The sequence below is a fragment of the Oceaniferula spumae genome (assembly GCF_042849255.1).
Lineage (GTDB): Bacteria > Verrucomicrobiota > Verrucomicrobiia > Verrucomicrobiales > Akkermansiaceae > Oceaniferula > Oceaniferula spumae.
In genome coordinates this window covers 3453423-3472460 of the sequence record NZ_AP026866.1, presented here as the reverse complement: position 1 = coordinate 3472460, position 19038 = coordinate 3453423, and the positions used below count along the sequence as shown (strand labels likewise).

The 19038-nt window shown below is 52.7% G+C and carries 18 protein-coding genes; 13 read left to right on the top strand and 5 right to left on the bottom strand.

The window, feature by feature from the left end; translation table 11 throughout:
- Positions 1-2 precede the first annotated feature (2 nt).
- The 3 genes from ACSPJT_RS14690 to ACSPJT_RS14680 all read right to left on the bottom strand — a co-directional run bounded on the left by ACSPJT_RS14690 (position 3) and on the right by ACSPJT_RS14680 (position 2934).
- Complete coding sequence (locus ACSPJT_RS14690; protein ID WP_435893310.1) at positions 3-1541, bottom strand: sulfatase family protein; 1539 nt, start codon at positions 1539-1541, stop codon at positions 3-5.
- A gap of 99 nt (positions 1542-1640) precedes the next feature.
- Positions 1641-2429, bottom strand: a complete 789-nt coding sequence (fdhD, locus tag ACSPJT_RS14685) for a formate dehydrogenase accessory sulfurtransferase FdhD (RefSeq protein WP_435893309.1) — start codon at positions 2427-2429, stop codon at positions 1641-1643.
- Entirely contained in the window at positions 2422-2934 is a 513-nt protein-coding gene (locus ACSPJT_RS14680) for an MOSC domain-containing protein (protein WP_435893308.1), read from the bottom strand. The genes fdhD and ACSPJT_RS14680 overlap by 8 nt, the downstream gene beginning before the upstream one ends.
- A gap of 422 nt (positions 2935-3356) precedes the next feature.
- Here ACSPJT_RS14680 and ACSPJT_RS14675 point away from each other — a divergent pair, with 422 nt between their 5' ends.
- Positions 3357-4244: a serine/threonine-protein kinase gene (locus tag ACSPJT_RS14675; RefSeq protein ID WP_435893307.1), complete on the top strand. Its 888-nt coding sequence runs from the start codon at positions 3357-3359 to the stop codon at positions 4242-4244.
- 16 nt (positions 4245-4260) lie between these two features.
- Here ACSPJT_RS14675 and moaA read toward each other — a convergent pair whose 3' ends face one another.
- Together moaA and ACSPJT_RS14665 are read right to left on the bottom strand one after the other, a co-directional pair.
- Entirely contained in the window at positions 4261-5268 is a 1008-nt protein-coding gene (moaA, locus tag ACSPJT_RS14670; protein WP_435893306.1) for a GTP 3',8-cyclase MoaA, read from the bottom strand.
- Positions 5269-5391: 123 nt separating this feature from the next.
- Positions 5392-6183, bottom strand: coding sequence for a LamG domain-containing protein (locus ACSPJT_RS14665; protein WP_435893305.1), 792 nt, complete (start codon positions 6181-6183; stop codon positions 5392-5394).
- 132 nt (positions 6184-6315) lie between these two features.
- Between ACSPJT_RS14665 and ACSPJT_RS14660 the strand changes: the two genes are divergently transcribed.
- The 12 genes from ACSPJT_RS14660 (at position 6316) to ACSPJT_RS14605 (ending at position 19004) form a co-directional block, all read left to right on the top strand.
- Positions 6316-7554: a molybdopterin molybdotransferase MoeA gene (locus ACSPJT_RS14660; RefSeq protein ID WP_435893304.1), complete on the top strand. Its 1239-nt coding sequence runs from the start codon at positions 6316-6318 to the stop codon at positions 7552-7554.
- A 45-nt stretch (positions 7555-7599) separates the two neighbouring features.
- Positions 7600-8079 carry a cyclic pyranopterin monophosphate synthase MoaC gene (moaC, locus tag ACSPJT_RS14655; protein WP_435893303.1) on the top strand — a complete coding sequence of 160 codons (480 nt, stop codon included), beginning with the start codon at positions 7600-7602 and terminating at the stop codon, positions 8077-8079.
- 14 nt (positions 8080-8093) lie between these two features.
- Positions 8094-8912, top strand: coding sequence for an NTP transferase domain-containing protein (locus ACSPJT_RS14650; RefSeq protein ID WP_435893302.1), 819 nt, complete (start codon positions 8094-8096; stop codon positions 8910-8912).
- 41 nt (positions 8913-8953) lie between these two features.
- Positions 8954-9385: a molybdenum cofactor biosynthesis protein MoaE gene (locus ACSPJT_RS14645; RefSeq protein WP_435893301.1), complete on the top strand. Its 432-nt coding sequence runs from the start codon at positions 8954-8956 to the stop codon at positions 9383-9385.
- 15 nt (positions 9386-9400) lie between these two features.
- Positions 9401-10096, top strand: a complete 696-nt coding sequence (locus ACSPJT_RS14640; RefSeq protein WP_435893300.1) for a TerC family protein — start codon at positions 9401-9403, stop codon at positions 10094-10096.
- Between the two features lie 44 nt (positions 10097-10140).
- Positions 10141-10497, top strand: coding sequence for a DoxX family protein (locus tag ACSPJT_RS14635; protein WP_435893299.1), 357 nt, complete (start codon positions 10141-10143; stop codon positions 10495-10497).
- Between the two features lie 653 nt (positions 10498-11150).
- The gene (locus tag ACSPJT_RS14630) at positions 11151-11876 is read left to right on the top strand and encodes a hypothetical protein (protein ID WP_435893298.1); all 726 of its coding nucleotides are present in this window, start codon (positions 11151-11153) and stop codon (positions 11874-11876) included.
- 91 nt (positions 11877-11967) lie between these two features.
- Positions 11968-12894 (top strand): tetratricopeptide repeat protein, encoded by a 927-nt coding sequence (locus ACSPJT_RS14625; protein ID WP_435893297.1) that lies wholly within the window; start codon positions 11968-11970, stop codon positions 12892-12894.
- Positions 12891-13190, top strand: a complete 300-nt coding sequence (locus tag ACSPJT_RS14620) for a hypothetical protein (protein ID WP_435893296.1) — start codon at positions 12891-12893, stop codon at positions 13188-13190. The genes ACSPJT_RS14625 and ACSPJT_RS14620 overlap by 4 nt, the downstream gene beginning before the upstream one ends.
- A 74-nt stretch (positions 13191-13264) precedes the next feature.
- A complete protein-coding gene (locus ACSPJT_RS14615) occupies positions 13265-15343 on the top strand; it encodes a SpoIIE family protein phosphatase (protein ID WP_435893295.1) in 2079 nt (692 codons plus the stop codon).
- A gap of 123 nt (positions 15344-15466) precedes the next feature.
- A complete protein-coding gene (locus ACSPJT_RS14610) occupies positions 15467-18493 on the top strand; it encodes an NPCBM/NEW2 domain-containing protein (protein WP_435893294.1) in 3027 nt (1008 codons plus the stop codon).
- A 238-nt stretch (positions 18494-18731) separates the two neighbouring features.
- On the top strand, positions 18732-19004 hold the full coding sequence (locus ACSPJT_RS14605) for an RNA recognition motif domain-containing protein (RefSeq protein ID WP_435893293.1): 273 nt from the start codon (positions 18732-18734) through the stop codon (positions 19002-19004).
- The last annotated feature ends 34 nt before the right edge of the window (positions 19005-19038 follow it).

The window sequence follows — 19038 nt, the reverse complement described above, 5'->3', positions numbered from 1 at the left end:
TATTATTTAGCCAATCGCGGTGCTGAGTAACCTTGCTCACGGATGCGCTTGAGCAGGTCTGTTAGTTCTTTGACCTTCTCTGGGTGCTTGTCCGCGATGTTGTGTTTTTGAGAGATGTCCTCTTTCAGGTTATAGAGCTCCACTGGCTGTTTGTCGTCAGCTTCGTAGCCGTGTTTCTTTTCCCATTCGGCATTGCGACCAGATTGATAGCCATTTTTGCCGTTGATGAGAACCCAGTCGCCGTGACGGATGGCGTATTGGTTCGCACGGGTGTTGTGAACATGTGAGCTGCGCACGGATTGAGCCTCACCTTTAAGCAATGGCAGCAGGTCGTGTGAATCCTCGGCGGCATTTTTCTCGGGCAGATCGAAACCAACCACGGAGGCCAGTGTCGCCATGATATCGATTTGTGAAACCAGCGAAGTGTTCGTGCTGCCGGCTTTGGTGACGCCAGGATACTTGATGATGAATGGCACGTGGTGGCCACCTTCGTAGATGTCGCGCTTCAGCCCACGCAGTGGTTTCGACGACCAGTGGTCGTATTTTTTATCACGCTCGTAGGCGTATTTCTCAGGACCATTGTCGGCTGAGAAAATCACGATAGTGTTATCAGCCTGACCGCTTTCCTTGAGTGCAGTCAGGAGCTGGCCGATGGAGTCATCCGTTTCGTAAACGAAATCTCCGTAAGGGCCGGCTTTTGATTTTCCGTCAAATTGATCGTTGGGAATGATCGGCGCGTGCGGTGACGGGTAGGCGAAGAAGAGGAAGAACGGCTGATCGGTTTTCGCCTGCGCTTTGATGTACTCGACTCCCTTCTGGGTGGTGACGGGGATGTTTTGATAGGGATCCCAGTCAGACACCATCGGCCCTGGCCGGCACTCCCAGTTTCCCTCTTTGATTTTTTTCCACTTGGAGGTGTCCATCATGGTGTCGGGAGCTTTCACCAGCTTGTCGTTCTCGATCCATGCGTAGGGAGGGAAATTGATCACCGTGTCGCCGAAGTAGTAATCGAAGCCGTGATCGAGCGGACCATTGGGGATGGATTTGGTCCAATCATAGGCATCCGGTCCGAACACCTTGATTTTCTTTTTTTTCTTACCTGTGACTCCGTCTTTAGATTCTGCATCCGGCTTACGGATCGCTTTCCAGTTCCAGCCCAGGTGCCATTTTCCAATCGCCGCAGTCTTGTAACCCTTCTTTTGCAGCATTTCAGGTAGCGTCAGGCGCTCGGGCTTAAACACGCTGTCTCCCATCGCATTGACGATGCCATGGAAATCACGCCAGTGGTGTCGTCCGGTGAGTAAGGCGTAGCGGGACGGAGTACAGATGCCGGAGGATGAGTGGCCATCGGTGAAACGGACGCCTTCGCTGGCGAGTTTGTCGAGGTGTGGGGTCGGGATTTTACTGTCTTTATTGTAACAGCCGAGATCGCCGTATCCCAGATCGTCTGCGTAGAGGATAAGGATGTTCGGGCTTTTGGCTGCCACTGGAAGCGCAGAGCCGGCGAGACCAAGAGTAAAGAATAGGGTGTGGAGTTTCATAAGAATAAGAATCGAGGTATTTACGAGACCGTCAACTCTCGCATTTCAAACTATCACATAGCAAGAGTGGAATCTCGAAGTGTGTGTCCTCACGGATTGTCAGGTGATTCTTTCCGGACAAGAATAGACATTGAACGATGGGGGTCGCAAAAACCCGATCAGCGTCTGGTTGCTCTCACGGGCAAATTCCACGGCCAAGGAAGAAGGGGCCGATATCGCAGAGACCATGGGAATACGTGCAATGAGCGCCTTTTGCATGACCTCGAATGACACCCTACCGGAGACCTGCAGGAATGTTTGAGTCAGGTCGACATTTTCACCCGCGGCCCAGCCGATGACTTTATCGATGGCGTTGTGCCGCCCGACGTCTTCGCGCAACACGAGAATTTGACCGTCGGAATCCGCCAGAGCTGCGGCGTGCAATCCTCCGGTACTCTCGAAGACCTCTTGTGCGGCACGCAGGGCAGCAGGCATGCCTATGACAACCTCGGCAGTGATCGAAAACCCCGACTCTACCGGCTCCGCTTGTTGATGAATCGATTCGATGCTCGCCTTACCACATATCCCACAGGAAGAAGCACTGAACAAATTTCGGCTGAGCTTGGCGTGATCGAGCACGATGTCGTCGCTCAGGAAAACCAGCGCATGGTTCTTTTTAGCCTCCAAATCAATCCGACTTACTCCTGTGGCATCGTTCACCAAACCCTCAGTGAGCAGGAAGCCTGTCACCAGATCGTGATCGTGCCCCGGAGTTCGCATCACCACTGCCACCGGCGTGCCATCGACGGTGATCTGCAGCGGCTCCTCCGCAGCGGCCCGATCAGAGAAGGAGCTCAACTCACCGGCGTCGTATTTCCAGATTTCAAATTCTGTGGATTCCTCAGTCATTGCTGATTTCCGGTTCAATCTCGCCGATGACGTTCAGATCATAGTCACGGATCTTCAACTCACCGCCTTTGACGATGCGGGCGCGCAGGCCGCCGTAGCCTTTTAAAAATTCGTGAGTCCCCGGCGCACAGGCCTGATCCATCCAATAGCACGGTTTGCACTCGCAGGAACCGGTAAATTCGAGGTCTCCGATCGTGAAGCGCTTGTCGATTAATTCATTGAGATCAACACCCTCGACGATGACATTGCGGCGGAAAGCTGATGGAGACAGAGAGCCTTTCACAATTTCATCCCGAACACGTTCATAAATCACCCAATCAAAGAATGTGATTTGGCCTTTGTAGTCCGGCTCATAATCGAAAAACCGGTCGTCCACGATCCCCTTGCCCGCCACACATTCGATGCTCTGTTTTTCCTCAATCGCATAATCCAGAGCGCCTTTGCCGTGCCTACCGAAGTAGTTGTGGTCAGGAGAAATGTAGAGATGTTTCAGGCGGATCGTCATGCCCTAGAGCCTGCATGAGGCATTCAGCTCATGCACGGCAAATTAACTTCACGGGCAAAATAATCCGACCTTCGAACCGCCCGGACCATGTCATTTATTCACTATCCACTCCAATTGGAGGCTAGTTTCGCAAGATATTTAATTAATCTTTAATAAAATAATACTACATCTATTTTTTGAATCTCTACCGATGGATGCCCCCTAATAAATACCATAACCCGTTCTTACTGTGTCGGTTGTATAGATTAGAGGCGATCATCTAATAATACAAAAAACCCGCCCATTGTATTACATATTCCACAATATTAACCTTTTTATTGCCATTAACGTATATTTTCTATAAATATTACCCACCGCTAAGGAACAGCTGATTATTGAGCCTAAAGCGGAACAACAACAACCCTACTCCTCCCCCTAAGAACATGAACTCGCTGGAAAACCTCACCCAAGAAGTCACCCAACTGGCAGTCAAGCAGACGCGTTACAGCCTGGGTCAACAAATCAACGAAGGCGGCACCGGTGCCGTATTTCTAGCTCAAGACACCGAGCTAGGTCGCGATGTGGCGATCAAACGCCTCAAGCACAATAGTAACGACACCGCCACTCTGTTCCCAGATACCTTGCGCCGCGAAGCCCGAGTTCTGGCTTCGCTCAACCATCCGAACATCGTCACCATCCATGACGTCTATCGCGACGAGGGCGAAATCTGCGTGGTGATGGAGCTTCTCAATGGAGAAACCATGAATGAAGTCGCTCAGCGGTCATCGCTCGACTTGGAAGATCTCGCAGAACTGGTGCAGCAATCACAGGATGCCTTGTTGGCAGCCCATGAAAATGACATCGTGCACGGTGATCTCAAACCCGAGAACATCATGCGCATTCATTCCGGTAACGGAAGGCCGCAGTATAAGCTGTTGGATTTCGAACAAGCACGACTTACCGACCTCTCACAGAGAACGGATCAAATTTTACTGAGCACCTACGGATCTCCGCATTTCATGGCTCCTGAGCGCTTCGAGGGAACTCCTCCCACTCGCGCGGCAGACATCTACGCCATGGGCTGTGTCTATTACCACGCACTCACAGGCACCCTTCCATTCCAGGGAAGCACACCGGTGGAGGTCATGTATTCTCACCTGAACCACATCGTCACCCCTCTGTGCGAACTCCGCCCTGATCTCCCGGCTTGGGTAGGTCAGTGGATCGATTGGCAACTCACCCGCAATCCTTCCGATCGCCCACGTTCCAGCCTCGCGGTATCCGAGTCGTTCCGCGAGCTCAAGCAGCAGTTCAATACTGAAGCCGCTTAGTTCGAGCACTCTGGCCTTAGCCCCCGATGTATGACATCTCGGGCTTTGTCCGCTCGCCACCCTCGGCGCGTATCTCTGAATACCGATCGCTTCGGCGGTGCCAGATTCTGGACACCTCGTCGGCTAGTTGCGCGTCGGTGGCACCACTTCGCAGGAGGCTTTTTAGATCGTGCCCTTTTTCTGCGAACAGACAGGTGAAAATCTGACCGTCGGCGGAAAGTCGGGCGCGATTGCAGTCGCGGCAAAACGGCTGGCTGACTGAGGAAATAAAACCAATTTCGACCTCGGGCTGGTCAACGTGTTGGTAGCGCTTGGCTGTCTCTCCGAGTAATGGTGACTGACTAGCCTCGAGGTCAAAGCGCGACTTCAGTTTTTCCAATAAATCAGCCGATGGCACGACTTGGTCGAGCTGCCAGCGGTTGGTGTTGCCGGTGTCCATGAACTCGATAAAGCGCAGGGTGACTCCACGATCACGCGCGAACTCAGCCAACGGCAGAACCTCCTGTTCATTCACTCCCTTCTGCACCACGCAGTTGATCTTCACGCCGAGGCCAGCGGAGATCGCGGCATCGACACCGGCGATTACCTTGTCGGGACTGGCACCGACTCCGTTCATCTTGGAAAAAACCTCTTCAGATAGAGCATCGAGAGAAACCGTGACGCGATGCAGTCCAGCCTCCTTCAGGCTATTGGCATGGCGCCCCAGCAGAACTCCATTGGTGGTAATCGCCAAGTCGTGATGACCCGGGATTTCAGAGAGCATGGCTACCAGATCAGACAGGCCACGGCGCAGCAAGGGCTCGCCACCGGTGATGCGTAGTTTTTCCACGCCTAGTGAACTGAAAGCGCTGGCCGAACGGGCGATTTCCTCGTGTGTCAAAATTTCGGGCTTGGGAAGAAAAGCATAGCCCGGACCAAAAATCTCAGCCGGCATGCAGTAATGACAACGGAAGTTACACCGATCCGTCACCGAGATCCGGAGGTCACGGAGAGGTCGCTGCAAAGTGTCGAGTGGCGGCTGCACGGGCAGACACTCGCACGGATCGACAAAGTTCGCCAAGCGTGATTTGAGCCATCCTACTTGCAGAGATAAGCCATTTCTTATCCCGCTTACTTTGAACAGGCCCCAATTCCAAGCGGCCGTGTGCTATCGGTTCCTGCGGAAGGCTACGGAAATCAAGCCCAGACCCAGCAGTAGAGTGCTTGTCGGCTCAGGCACACTGTCGATCATGATGCTTTGGATCGCCGCCTGATCGAGCGCTTCGTCCCAGATCGTCACATCATCGATATTACCTGAAAAATAAAAATTCGTTCCGGCATCTGACCCCGAGCCAATATGCAGATCCTCGGTCTGCGGTCCATTCACACTGTGACCCACGGTCTTGGACCCAGCGTTCACACCGTTGATCCAGATCGTCTTGGTGCTTGTGCCACCATCATAGGTCATCGCAATGTGAGTCCAGGTGTTGATGCTGACACCACCTCCAACCAGTTGATCCCAAGTTCCAGAACCGGCACCTGTACCATTCCAAAAATTCCAATTGCCACCTACATCATTGTATAAAATGTAACCATGGGTGCTTCCGCCAGGATTCGGAACATCATCTCTACTTGTCAAAGGGGAAGTAAATCCTGCCGTCGATGTCGTATTGACCCACATAGTCACTGTGAAAGTAGACGAGTTCAAAGCAGCGGAATACGGCACGGTGATATGTCCATTATCAGGAAATGCTGCAGAACTAACGGTGTTGGCATTTGCTCCGGCCTGACCAAAGTTGACAGTACCTCCCACTACCGCTCCATGATGACCGTTGCCACTCGCATCGAGAGCATCGGAGTCAAGTGGATACCAAGCAACCAACGAAGCAGAAGCGACGCCAGTGGTCAGAATCCCGCTGAGGGCAGTCAGCGGAGTTAGGAATCTATGCAGATTATTCATGATGCTCTACACACTAGGGAATCTCACAATCGACTGTCAATTCCGCAATCAGAGAATCCGACGTTGTTCCGATCATGTGATCCCGGTTCTAGCTGGTGCTTATTTCACCCCTTCCTCGATCCAAACCGCTTCATGCAACTAAGCAGACACTCGCGTGGATGGACAAAGTGCGCCAAGCGTGATTTGATCCATCATGTGCAGCCGCTCATTTCGATCCACGAGGCCGAAGACCTGATTCTTTCCCAGTTGCCAGTGCTAGACTGGGAGGAAACAGGCCTTGAGCATGCGTATGGCAGAGTGCTTGCTGAGACAATTTCAGCGGACCGCCCGATCCCGCCCTATGACCGTGTGATGATGGATGGGGTCGCCATTTCCTATCAAAGCTTCGCAGCCGGGCGCAGGGAGTTTACCATTACCGGCACTCAGGCAGCTGGCTCGCCCGCCCTGACACTTGAAAATAAAGACCAATGCCTCGAGGTCATGACCGGCGCTGTGCTCCCCGATGGGTGTGATTGTGTCATCAAGATCGAAGACATCCGGCTCGAAAACGGCGTCGCGCATCTATCTCCCTCTTGCCCAGCAAGCCCGGGGCAGCACATCCACCCTGCTGGCAGTGATCAGGAAAAAGGTTCCCCTCTCGTGTCGGGAGGAAGCATTCTCTCGGCCCCTGAACTCGCCATCGCGGCCTCTGTTGGAAAAACTCAAATCCTACTGGTGCGGCAGCCTAACATTTTACTCATCACCACTGGCGATGAAGTCATTCCGCCTGATGAACAGCCACGGCCTCATCAGATCCGCCGCAGCCATGCTCCAGCGATCAAAGCCAGCATCGAATCCAAGCAGCTCGGCAATGTGACCAATGTTCACGTCTCAGATACCAAGGAAGATCTCGAAAAGGCAATCAGTGAAGGGCTGGAAGACTTTGACATCATCCTACTAACAGGTGGGATCTCCATGGGGAAATTTGATTATGTGGCTCCGGTGTTAGATTCACTCGTCGGCACTCCCAGTTTCCATGGAGTCGCCCAGCGTCCAGGAAAACCATTTGCTTTCTGGCCTGGAAAAACACCCGTGTTCGCATTGCCCGGAAATCCGGTTTCCGTCATGGCATGTCTCGCACGCTACGTTCTGCCCGCTCTCAGACACATGCGCCGTGAAACATGGAACCCTCAGACGCTTCCGCTTGCCCACGAAACCATCTGGAATGCACCATTTCCCGGCTTGGTAGCCAGCAATGTCTTCGACAACCAGCTCCACCCCAGCCCACCACGTAACTCCGGTGACTACAGCGCCCTTGCAGGAGCCCAAGGCATCTGCGAACTTCCCTCCAGCAGCCCCGCCAGCACCACCCTCCCCTTCTACCCATGGTAGCCTCTGCGCCCGAGCGCAGCACTCCATCCCATTTCCCTAATTCCAATGTCTCAACTTACTCATATCAACGAAAACAACCAGCCGGGCATGGTCGATGTCTCCGGCAAGGATCGCACTCATCGCAGTGCCACCGCTCAAAGCATCATTGAGGTCGGCCCAGAAGTCATGGCTCTACTCACCGACGGTGAGATCCAGAGTAAAAAAGGACCCGTCTTTCACACCGCGATCATCGCCGGCACCATGGCGGCGAAGAAAACCTCAGACCTCATCCCTTTCTGCCACCCACTTCCGTTAGACAGCTGCAAGTTTAAGATCGAACCCAGCTCGGACACTGAAATCACGATCACCTGCACCTGCGTCACCACCGGCCGCACAGGCATCGAGATGGAAGCCCTCGCCGGAGCCAGCGGTGCCGCCCTGACTCTTTACGACATGTGCAAGGCGGTGAATAAGGCAATGGTGATTCGCGAGACCAGACTACTGGAGAAGACCGGAGGAAAGTCGGGAGACTTTCGGAATGAATAATTTCAAATTGCAGAATGAATAATTGCTTGAAAGGACTTCTGTTAGTCGGAGGAAAATCCTCGCGCATGGGATCGGATAAATCGGAATTGGTCTTCCGTGATGGCCTGAGTCAGCGCGAGCGTGGGGTCAAACTGTTAGAATCTGTTTGCGACCAAGTTTTCATCTCCGTCGCCGAGGGTGAGGGTGACCACGTCATTGCCGATGCTTTTGGAAATGTGGGCCCACTCGGTGCGATTGCCTCTGCCCAGCAGCACGACCCGGACGCCACATGGCTGGTGCTGGCATGTGACTTGCCATTGTTAGAAGAAAAGCATCTTCAGGATTTGGTCGATCAACATACCGCCGACAGCGCTGCGACTTACTACCTCAGCGCCTCCGACGGTTTACCAGAACCACTCTGCGCCATCTGGTCACCCGCGACCTGTGACCTCGTCTTGGAATCGATCCAATCCGGCAAACGCTGCCCAAGATCCGTCTTAGGCAAAATCACCGGCCAAGCGTTACCCTCCCCCGGTCTGTGGCCATTGGCCAATACCAACACCGAAGCCGACGCCATCGAAATCCGCGCCCGCATCGATGGCACAACCACAGAAAAGACCATCACCCTTTCCTACTTCGCGCAACTGCGTGAACTTTCTGGTACCGATAACGAAAGTCACACCACCGACTCCGTCACCCCCGCCGGTGTCTTTGAGGAAGTCCGGGCCAAGTACCAGATGCCTCTCAAACGCAAAGGCATGATGGTTGCCGTCAATGGTGACTTTACCGACTGGAACCATCGTCTCACCGAAGGCGAAGAGCTTGTCTTCATCCCACCCGTAGCAGGCGGCTGAAGAATGATGAATTTTGAATAGTGAATGTAGAATTAGAAGGCATGTTTCAATTAACAGAAACCCCAATCGATCCCCGCGCGCTTTGTGATGCTGTGCGTGATCCTGCCGCTGGCGGCTTTGCCTCGTTCGAAGGCTGGGTGCGCAACCACCATCAAGGCCGCGATGTCGCATCCCTAGAATACGAAGCCTTCCCTACCCTGGCCGAAAAAGAGGGCAACCGCATCCTCGAAAAAATCTGCGCCGAGCACGATATCGTAGCCGCCCGTTGCCAGCACCGCACCGGCCATTTACAGATCGGAGAAATCGCCATCGCCATCGCTGTCTCCGCGGCCCACCGCGACGCCGCCTTCGACGCCTGCCGCGCTATCATAGACCAAATCAAATCCACTGTTCCAATTTGGAAAAAAGAACACTATACCGATGGCACCAGCATCTGGGTGAAATGCCACGCATGCTCTGAACACCAACATTAACCCCACAGCGAAACCATGGGTGACCTCATCGCTACTCTCTTGCTGCTCTTCGCGCTCGAAATCGTTCTGGGCGTGGACAACATCGTCGTCATCACAATCATTGTTTCTAAGCTTCCCAAAGAGCTGCGCGACAGAGCCCGCCGGATAGGTCTATCCATCGCTTTGGTGGCACGTCTCCTGATGGTGATGGCATTTTCCTACATCCTATCTCTCACTCATCCCTTCGTTTTCGATATGTCGATCCGCGACCTGATGCTGTTAGGTGGCGGGCTTTTCCTGATCTGGAAAGCTGTGCGCGAAATTCACAATACCGTTGAACTTCGCGAAGAAAAAGTGGGCCCGGCGAAACCTAGAACCGCCATGCTGAGTGCCATCAGCCTGATCGTCGTTATGGACGTTGTCTTTGCTCTCGACTCAGTGGTCACCGCTTTTGGCCTGACCGACCACATCTACACCATCGCCGCCGCCGTCATCCTTTCCTTCGTCGTCTTACTCTTCGCAGCCGGCCCCATTGGTGAGTTTGTCATCAAGAACCCATCGTTCAAAATCCTCGCGCTTTCCTTTCTCGTCACCATCGGGGTGATGCTCATCCTCGAGGCTTTTCATCATGACGTGCCGAAACCATATATTTATCTCCCCATGGGCTTCGCCACACTCATCCAGCTGCTTCAATGGAGGTTGTCAAAAAATCAGAATAAGGCACAAGTTTGATGATGGTGGGAAAAATAACCATCTGTTTTCGGTTTATACTCGCGATGTTATTCATCGCCGCTGGCATCATGCACTTCGCATCACCAACCGGTTATGTCGCTATTGTCCCAGACTACCTCCCAGCTCCACTTCTGTTAGTTCACCTCAGTGGTGCCGCTGAAATTCTGGGAGGTATTGCCATTTTAATTCCGCGATTGCGCAAATTTGCCGGTTGGGGATTGATCCTTCTGTTACTCGCCGTATTCCCAGCGAACATCGACGCCTATCAACACGGTATGATCATCAATGGCAAACCCGTGCCGGAATGGCTGCTCTTACTCAGACTCCCACTACAGGCCGTGTTCATCTTCTGGGTCTACACCACTTGTTGCCGATCATCTTCAACGCACTCAACAGCATGAAATCCGAAAAATCCAATGCGCTGAGATTGCTCTGGAAGCGACCGAATCAGGTTATGGAGAAGTATGGTAATGAGAGACTACAAGTTGCCTGAAGGGTATTCGCACTTACCGTTTTCCAACTCTTGAACCACTCCATTCTTAATCAGATTCCCAAGAATCTGCTTAGCGTTATTTTCGTTACCTCTAGGACGGCTGTTCGCAATCCAGTTAATTAATTCAGTAACAGTGTTACTGGACGTTTATCTCGAGCGACTAGTTGCAGTTTTTCAGAGATCTTAGCTGTTTTTCTAGTAGCGGACTTGCTTGTCGTTTTCTTAGCGCTGGCCTTTCTCAGATAGGTGCGCCCCTGACTATTCAGATGGTCCACAGAGGCCTTTAGAACAGAACTACATTGTGATGTGACAACACTGAATGTTTCAGATACCATCTCTAGCATGCATCTTTCCGGCATCATAAGAGCGGCAGTTACTTCATTAAGCTTATCCGCCACAGCTCTCGCCACTCCGCAGCTATTCACCCATGATGACATCCTTGGATACGACTCATACAAACGCACCATTCATAGAGCGTTTCCGAGTGTTGAGACCTGTGTATTTCATATCAATGGCAAAGTCATGTTAGCTGTGCTCCGAGATAAGACACAAAAACGTATCATGATCGTAACACAACCCAATTCGGGTAAGGTCACCATCAAACATAACGGCTTCCTGATCGCCACTAACACCTTGAAACCCGCTACAATCTTCCTCATGTCGGGCATTCACACTGCTGAAGGAATTGAGTATGATCCTAAAAACATCGAAGATTTCACTTTAGGTTACTGGCTTCCCTTTTCCCAGAAAGACAAGCTCAGCATTGATGGCAGCTTCAGCGGAAGAACCACATCTACATACTCTATCAGCTATTCACCGAATAAAGGCTGGGGCAGCAGTATGAACAAACCTGTGTTCGAAGATGGTGAACCAAGGAAATATGATGCCTGGCTCTTCTCGGAGGACCAGCTGATCGATGACGTCTCTTTGGTTCTCTCACGAAAGGCCAGCTGCCAAGTGGCACTCAACCGCGGCTATGGAATAACCATTCAACGCTGGAAACCTGAGCCAGATGCGGAGCTCATGCCGATGGAAATTGCTCTCACCGATAAAATCATAGTCAACTTCACCCATGCTCCCGAGATACTCCACCATCAGGCCGAGCTCAAAGAACGCTCAGATGCATACAATGCAGCAGCCAGGGCTGGGGGGAGTGAACCAAAAATCCACTTAAGATATACACCGAAAGCGAACGATCGGATATTCCGCAAGACACTGCTCACCTTAAGTAAGTCTGGAATTCGCACGATCCAATTAGAGGATCAACGTAAGACGACTCAACGATGATAGGTCGGCATTCACGGCTCCACATAACCACGCACACTCCCATGCCGATTCAAATTGTGCCAGCAGACACTCTAGATATAAAATAGCCGTGATGAAATCTCTTCTCGCCGCCTTACTGATTCCCCTGACACCCGCCTGCATCTGGATCGATGGCACGACGATAGATGGTGGACATGTTTCTGTAGGTAGTCACGGCCCAGCTTACGAGCTCAGGGAATCGATCGATTCAGTTCCGAGCGAGGTGCTTTTACGCTATGCTCTCGAAAATAAAGAAACCAAGATTGAAGATGACAGCGAGTTGGAAGCGGTCGCGGATTTATTAGAAGGCAAGACAGCCAAAGCTATTGAATCTCTTACCAAACTCGAAAAAGAAACACCGGCACCTAGTCGATACAGCCTCGCGGCCAATCTCGGCACGGCTTATGAACTCCACGGGGATAACCGCAATGCCCTGAAGTGGATCAAGGAGGGTATCAAACGCAACCCTGACGCCCATCATGGGACCGAGTGGTTGCATCAATTGATTTTGGAAACAAAAATCGAGCTCGAAAAGAACCCTGATTATTTGCAGGGGCGACAGGTGGTCGCATTGCCGGATGTCATCGATGAAAACACCAGAGTCACCATCGGAGACATGGCTCGGCCGATTGACCAGATCGGCGATGCTATTTTCTATCAGCTCAAGGAACGTTTAGTCTTCGTCAAACCTACCGATCCTGTGGTGGCTAGTCTGTTATACAGCTTCGCCCGCATTACAGCGCACACTAACACTGTTGAAGGAGGGCTAGAGCTACTGGAACTGACCAGAGAGTATGGATTTTCAGATCTAGCCAGCATTGAAGCACTCGAGAAGAAATACGAACGGATCATTTTCATTAGGAAGCTCAAGAAATATGGAATCATCACCGCTGGCGTCGTAGCGTTCGTCCTGCTGGTGGTGTGGATGTATCGCAAGAAGTATTTGTTCCTGACTCAGAAGAGCTATGCCAAGCATCTGAATCAACGGAGTGCGCCATGAAGAAAATCCGAACAGCACAAGGCACAGTGCTAAGATGGGCGGGCTACTTCGTGGCTTTCTATTTCAGCAGTTATTTTCTGCTCAGTTCAATGGGCACATATGGTCCTGCTGCATACGGCACGAACGGCATTAAATCTTACCGTTGGTATCCCAGGGGGATTGGAGTCGGCCATCCATCCACATACGTCATCGGTATTGTATACAGCCCGCTTTGGGCGTTGGACCGAGCCCATTGGCACACCCGCGAGAAATCACGCACCGGCCAATACCCGAAAACAGATGATTACCCTTGGTAGTCTGCCGCGGAAAAACAGTCGTTTCATTTCAAGCTTTCCACGCATCCTAGACACTGCTAGGTTCGGTTGATTCGATGCGATTAAAATACAAACTTTCCTTGGCGCTGGTATTGGTAGCCGCAGTCCCGATTGCGATAGTTGTGCTGGTGTTACAGCAGCTCGGCTACCGACATCTGTTAGCCGAGCGCGGACAGCTGTATCGCACCGAGGCGGATGCTGCCGCTCGGAACCTTTCCTTATCGGTCGACCGCGAAGTCTCCCAACTCCGATCACTGCTACGGGTTTCCACGGTGGTGGATCAAGTTCTAACTTCGACTAACGAGACAGCTTCCAAGCTCACCGATGAACAGCGAAGAGCATCTGAGCTTGAGGTAGAAAAAAGTTGGGTCTCACTGACGAGTGACAGCGAGAGATTGCAGACGATTTTACAGAATCCCCTCGCCCAACAACTGCGCGAATTTCAAGTGACCAATCCTCTGGCGAACGAAATTTTCATCACCGACCGTTACGGGCGGGTGATCGCCTCGACGGTGAAGACCACGGATTATATCCAGAGCGATGAACTATGGTGGCAACAAGGTGCCAAGCTGAAAGAAAACGACGTCTGGTTCGACCAGTTCCATCTGGACGACAGTGCGGGTGTCTACTCATTGGACATTGTCTTACCTATCCATGACAACAGCGGCGAACTCACCGGGGTGATGAAGGCCGTCTTTAATGTGGCTCCTTTGTTCGCGGCGATCCCCCCGCCCCTCGATGGCCGGGCCGACCAAGTGGATGTGACCAATTCAAACGGCGCGGTCTTGGCGCGGATTAATCAGCCCGACTACAAACCCCTCAGCGTTTCGCTATCGACCGCTGTGATGAAAAAAGCGTCCAACAATGGAAGCAGCGGCTGGTTCCTAACAACGGACGATACCACAGAAAACGAGCGCATGTATGGCACCGCCAGCACTCAGTTTGGAAATATTTCTGACCAGCAACCACAAATTTACATCGTGGTATCCATCGATGCGGATGAGGTGACTGTGCCAATTAAAAAACAGCTCCGGTGGATCCTGTTAGGATCGACATTAGCGTTATTACTGAGTCTCGCAGCTGTGCTGTTTTACGTTAGATCACGCATCACCGGGCCCTTGGAACTATTGCGCGATGGTGCTCAAAGCATCTCGGAGAGCGCCCGACTCCGGCAAGATGAGGAATCCGCTGCCAATCGCAAACAGGCGCATCAGGTTGTCGAGGGCCTGCGGGAGATCAAGACTGGCGACGAGATTGAGGAACTGGCTACCGGATTCGCCACGATGGGCTCGCGGGTGCTTCGTTACCATCGGCACTTGGAGAGTGAGGTGGCGGCCAAGACAGCCCTGATTCACCAAGATCTGGAAATGGCGAAGGAATTCCAAGAGGCGATGTTACCGGGGGATTATCCAAAAATACCTTCCGGACCTCACACCGGTGAGCATCTTAAATTACACTTCTGGCATCTCTATCAACCGGCCGACACCTTGGGCGGCGACTTTTTCGACATGTTTCAGATTTCCGAGCATCGGGCCGGATTGTTCATCGCGGATGTGATGGGTCACGGTGCGCGGTCGGCTCTGGTAACAGCCATTCTTCGAGCCTTGTTACCCGGGCTGGTGGAGGCGGCTGCAGACCCGGGCATTTTCATGGAACAACTCAACCAGCACTTTTTGGATATTATGGAGCGCAGCGGACAGACGATTTTTGTCACCGCCTTTTTCATTGTGCTCGATACCAAGGACGAAACAGCTACCTATGTCACCGCCGGGCATCCATCACCGGTCTATACGAACCGCAGCAACGGCGACACTGACTTTCTTTTCAAAGGGGTCAAAAACCAACCTGCACTCGGCCTCATACCAGGTGCCGAGTACACTGCCCATACCCGCTCCCTGCTTGCTGACGACGTCTTCCTGTTGTTCACCGATGGTCTGATCGAGGCGGAAAATGCTGCCGGTGAAATGTTCGGCGACACACAATTGCTGAAGGCTGTTCATAAGTACCGAGACCTACCGGTCGACTCGCTATCGCATGCCGTAGTCGCGGCATTGGGGCAATTCACCCAGAACAAAGCCATGGAAGACGATCTCTGCCTGGTGACCGTAGAGGCAACTGGTGCGCATTCACAGTGATGCTGTATCATGATGACGGTGAAAAAGAGAAAGCATAGGACGGCTTGACGCGTAACAACTGTCGCTTCATCCTCTGGACATAAGTCCGAGCTAATCTACTTTTTCATCCATCCAATGTTACCCATGACGAAACATCCAAACTGTAACCGATCCCTTCTGCGCAGCTCGCTGCTGGCGGGAATCTTTGCCGCTGCCACAGGCTTGACCATGGCAAATCCTGCCGAGCTCAGTATCACCAAGTATTCCGGTCCTGATCTGACCCCATCCCCTGCATGCCTCAGTGCCGCTCCCAATGGCGATGTTTACGTGGGTGTTGATATGCTTGGTTCACTTGGAAAAGGACCTGGCAAGGGACGCATCATCAAACTCACTGACAGCAACAACGATGGAACTGCGGATAAACACACCGTCTATGCAGAAATCGACAACCCCCGTGGCCTGATGGCTGTTGGTGACGATGTCTACGTGCTGCACACAGTAATTCCCAAAAGCACCGGCAAGATGACCGGCATGCATCTGAGCGTGCTCACCGATGCGGACCACGATGGTAAAGCGGACGGACCTGCGAAAAACCTGATCACCGGCATTTCCTCCCTGAAAGCCAACCAGGAACGTGGCGCTGACCACACCACCAACGGCATCCGAATGGGTATCGATGGCTGGATCTACATCGCCATCGGCGACTTTGGCTTTGTCGATGCCACTGGCACCGATGGTAAAAAGCTCACCATGCTCGGTGGCGGCATCCTCCGCGTTCGCCCTGACGGCACTGAAATGGAAGTTTACACCCACGGTCTACGCAACATCTACGATGTCGCGATTGACCCGTTCATGAACATCTACACCCGCGGCAATACCAACGACGGCGGTGGCTGGAATGTGAGATTCATCCACCAGATCCAGTCTGGAGAATACGGCTACCCAGTCCTGTTCAAGCATTTCACCAATGAAATCATCCCCGCCCTGCAAGACCTCGGCGGCGGCTCGGGCACTGGCGCTATTTACTTCCAAGAGCCAGGCTGGCCTGAAAAATACAACGACGTGCCTATGATGGGCGACTGGGGACGCAGCCACCTCTACATCCACAGACTGACACCGGACGGACCTACATTTACCCAGAAACCCGAAAACTTCATTCAGTCCTCACAGATCGCCGACGTCGATGTCGACGGATCCGGCCGCATGTATCTCGCTGCCTGGGCGGGTGCTGGCTACAAGGGCAATCCTAAAAAAGGTTACGTCGAGCGCGTCGTGCCCAAGGACTGGAAATACAAACCATTTCCAGAACTCACCAAACTCTCAGACGATGCACTGGTCAAAGGCCTGACATCACTCAGCTCCACCACACGTCTTCACGTTTCACAAGAAATCCTGCGTCGCGGCAAAGCTGAGAACGCGCAAGCCATCCTATCGATCGCCAAACACGCCGCCGACAGCCCTGAGGCTCGCTCAGCCGCGATTTTCACCTACGCCCAGTTACTTGGCGCCAAGGCCACTGACGGCCTGAAGTCACTCACTACTGATAAAGTGGTGGGCGAAATAGCACTGCGTGCCATGGCTGACCGCCTGGCTGTGGCCAAGGATCTTTCCACGGAGCCATTCCTCGCCGGACTCAAGTCCAGCAACCCACGCGTGCAAGTGGCGTCTGCCGTAGCGTTAGGCCGTATTGGCAAAGCTGATGCCGCCGAAGCTCTGCTGGCAGTGGCCAAGCCACCCGTTGCCGATGGCGATGCCGCTACCAAATCCATCGCAGCGCCGGTATTCACCAGTGAAGTGATCAAAGGCACTGACACCGTTGACATCGACGTCGATATCAATCGTATCAAGGACCTCTACCTCATTGTTCAAAACGGAGGCGACGGAGATGGCAATGACCACGCCGCATGGTGTGAGCCGACATTGATCCACACCAATGGCAAAAAAGTGCCACTCACCTCCATGAAGTGGAAATCCGCCACACAAGGCTGGGGCAAGACATTGAAAAATAAATCATGCACCGGTGCTCCATTGAAACGTGCCGATGGCACAGCCGTCAGCCAAGGTATCGGCACCCATTCGGTATCGGTCATCCACTATAAAATCCCCTTCGAATATGTCCGCTTACAAGTGACTGCCGCCATCGCAGACACGGCACCAAAAGGTCAAGGCAGTGTGAAATTTATCATCTCCGCCACGGCACCGGCCAAAGCTGGAGCTGAAGAAGGACCTCACGCTACTCCTAACTCCCCGATTGTCCTGCCTCACGTTGCAGTGCATGCGCTTGTTAGACTGCAAGCCGTTGACGCGTGCCTAAAGGCACTTGACGGACCCAGCCAGGACGGCGCGCTCTGGGCACTCCGCCTGATGCACGATCCCAAAGCCGTCGACGGTTTGATTGCCAAACTGAACTCCACTACAGACAGCGAACTGCAGCTCAAGATTCTTACAGCCCTCGCCAGACTCTACACCAAGGAGAAGGAATTCGACGGTCAGTGGTGGTGGGGAACTAAGCCTGACACCCGTGGCCCATACTACGTTCCGGTGAAATGGGAAGAGTCCTCTAAAATCGAAGCCGCCTATCGCGCAGCCTACGAGAAGGCACCTGCCGAGGCAAAGAACCTGCTTGCAGGTATCGCCACCAAACACCGCATGAACTTGCAAGGTATCGGTAAAGTGGAAGTCGTCGATAAAGCTGCCGCAGCGAAAAAAGGAGAAGTCGGCCGCACTTCCATCGAGGACGTGATGCTCTCGCTAGACAAAATCAAAGCGAAGAAAGCCCGGGGCAAAAAAGTCCTCTCCGGACTTGCCTGCATCGCTTGCCACAACGTCAACCCTGGAGACCCCATCAAGGGCCCTAACATGATGAACCTCGGATCGCACCTCACCAAGGAGCAGATCGCAGAGGCCATCCTCAAGCCTGAGGCCACAATCGCGGAGACCTGGGTGAAGGTCACCATGAAAGACGGCAGCGAGCATCTGGGCACCCTGGTTTCCAAGACTGCCGATACTGTGGTCGTTCACAATATCGCCGGCATTCCCACCAAGTTGAAGGCCGCCGATGTGAAAGAGATCAAAAAACAAGACTCCACTCTGATGGGACCTCACCTCGCAGATGATCTGTCACTGCAGCAGTTTGCCGATCTCATCGAATATCTGCACTCCATGAAGTAGGCCTTGGCTTACATCTCGGTCACATTTCGAGCCTTTCCAACAGGACTCGGGATGTGACAGGCAGATGCAGGATTTTAGATTGTTCTTGCAATAAACTGTAAACACGTCTAATTGATGCCCGATTGCTGCAACAGTAGTAATCGACACTTTGCCAATGATTGGCGAAACCCTATTGGTTAATTTGTGCGTACGGTTAGTCTATAGATCCAGTTGAACAACGCACTTACAAGAAAAGCAAATGAACATATATGTAGGTAACCTGTCTTATGGACTCAGTGATAACGATCTCCAACAGCTCTTCGCAGAGCACGGAGCAGTCGCTAGCGCAAAAATTATTCAAGACAGAGACACAGGACGCTCCAAAGGATTTGGATTCGTCGAAATGCCCAACGACGCAGAAGGCCAAAAAGCCATCGACAGTCTTAACGGCCAAGCTGTAGACGGCAGAAACCTGACCGTCAACGAAGCTCGCCCACGCGAGGAGCGCCCACCACGTCGCGACAACTGGTAATCTCTCTCGTAGATTTAACCTTTTTAAGAGGTCA

What these genes read in the sequence shown, in the direction of transcription:
- ACSPJT_RS14690 (WP_435893310.1), bottom strand. Translation starts at nt 1,541, where the DNA reads ATGAAACTCCACACCCTATTCTTTACTCTTGGTCTCGCCGGCTCTGCG.
- moaC (WP_435893303.1), top strand. Translation starts at nt 7,600, where the DNA reads ATGTCTCAACTTACTCATATCAACGAAAACAACCAGCCGGGCATGGTC.
- ACSPJT_RS14610 (WP_435893294.1), top strand. Translation starts at nt 15,467, where the DNA reads ATGACGAAACATCCAAACTGTAACCGATCCCTTCTGCGCAGCTCGCTG.
- ACSPJT_RS14620 (WP_435893296.1), top strand. Translation starts at nt 12,891, where the DNA reads ATGAAGAAAATCCGAACAGCACAAGGCACAGTGCTAAGATGGGCGGGC.
- ACSPJT_RS14635 (WP_435893299.1), top strand. Translation starts at nt 10,141, where the DNA reads ATGTTATTCATCGCCGCTGGCATCATGCACTTCGCATCACCAACCGGT.
- ACSPJT_RS14650 (WP_435893302.1), top strand. Translation starts at nt 8,094, where the DNA reads ATGAATAATTGCTTGAAAGGACTTCTGTTAGTCGGAGGAAAATCCTCG.
- ACSPJT_RS14660 (WP_435893304.1), top strand. Translation starts at nt 6,316, where the DNA reads ATGCAACTAAGCAGACACTCGCGTGGATGGACAAAGTGCGCCAAGCGT.
- ACSPJT_RS14615 (WP_435893295.1), top strand. Translation starts at nt 13,265, where the DNA reads ATGCGATTAAAATACAAACTTTCCTTGGCGCTGGTATTGGTAGCCGCA.
- ACSPJT_RS14665 (WP_435893305.1), bottom strand. Translation starts at nt 6,183, where the DNA reads ATGAATAATCTGCATAGATTCCTAACTCCGCTGACTGCCCTCAGCGGG.
- ACSPJT_RS14645 (WP_435893301.1), top strand. Translation starts at nt 8,954, where the DNA reads ATGTTTCAATTAACAGAAACCCCAATCGATCCCCGCGCGCTTTGTGAT.
- ACSPJT_RS14640 (WP_435893300.1), top strand. Translation starts at nt 9,401, where the DNA reads ATGGGTGACCTCATCGCTACTCTCTTGCTGCTCTTCGCGCTCGAAATC.
- ACSPJT_RS14680 (WP_435893308.1), bottom strand. Translation starts at nt 2,934, where the DNA reads ATGACGATCCGCCTGAAACATCTCTACATTTCTCCTGACCACAACTAC.
- ACSPJT_RS14630 (WP_435893298.1), top strand. Translation starts at nt 11,151, where the DNA reads ATGATCGTAACACAACCCAATTCGGGTAAGGTCACCATCAAACATAAC.
- ACSPJT_RS14625 (WP_435893297.1), top strand. Translation starts at nt 11,968, where the DNA reads ATGAAATCTCTTCTCGCCGCCTTACTGATTCCCCTGACACCCGCCTGC.
- ACSPJT_RS14675 (WP_435893307.1), top strand. Translation starts at nt 3,357, where the DNA reads ATGAACTCGCTGGAAAACCTCACCCAAGAAGTCACCCAACTGGCAGTC.
- ACSPJT_RS14605 (WP_435893293.1), top strand. Translation starts at nt 18,732, where the DNA reads ATGAACATATATGTAGGTAACCTGTCTTATGGACTCAGTGATAACGAT.
- fdhD (WP_435893309.1), bottom strand. Translation starts at nt 2,429, where the DNA reads ATGACTGAGGAATCCACAGAATTTGAAATCTGGAAATACGACGCCGGT.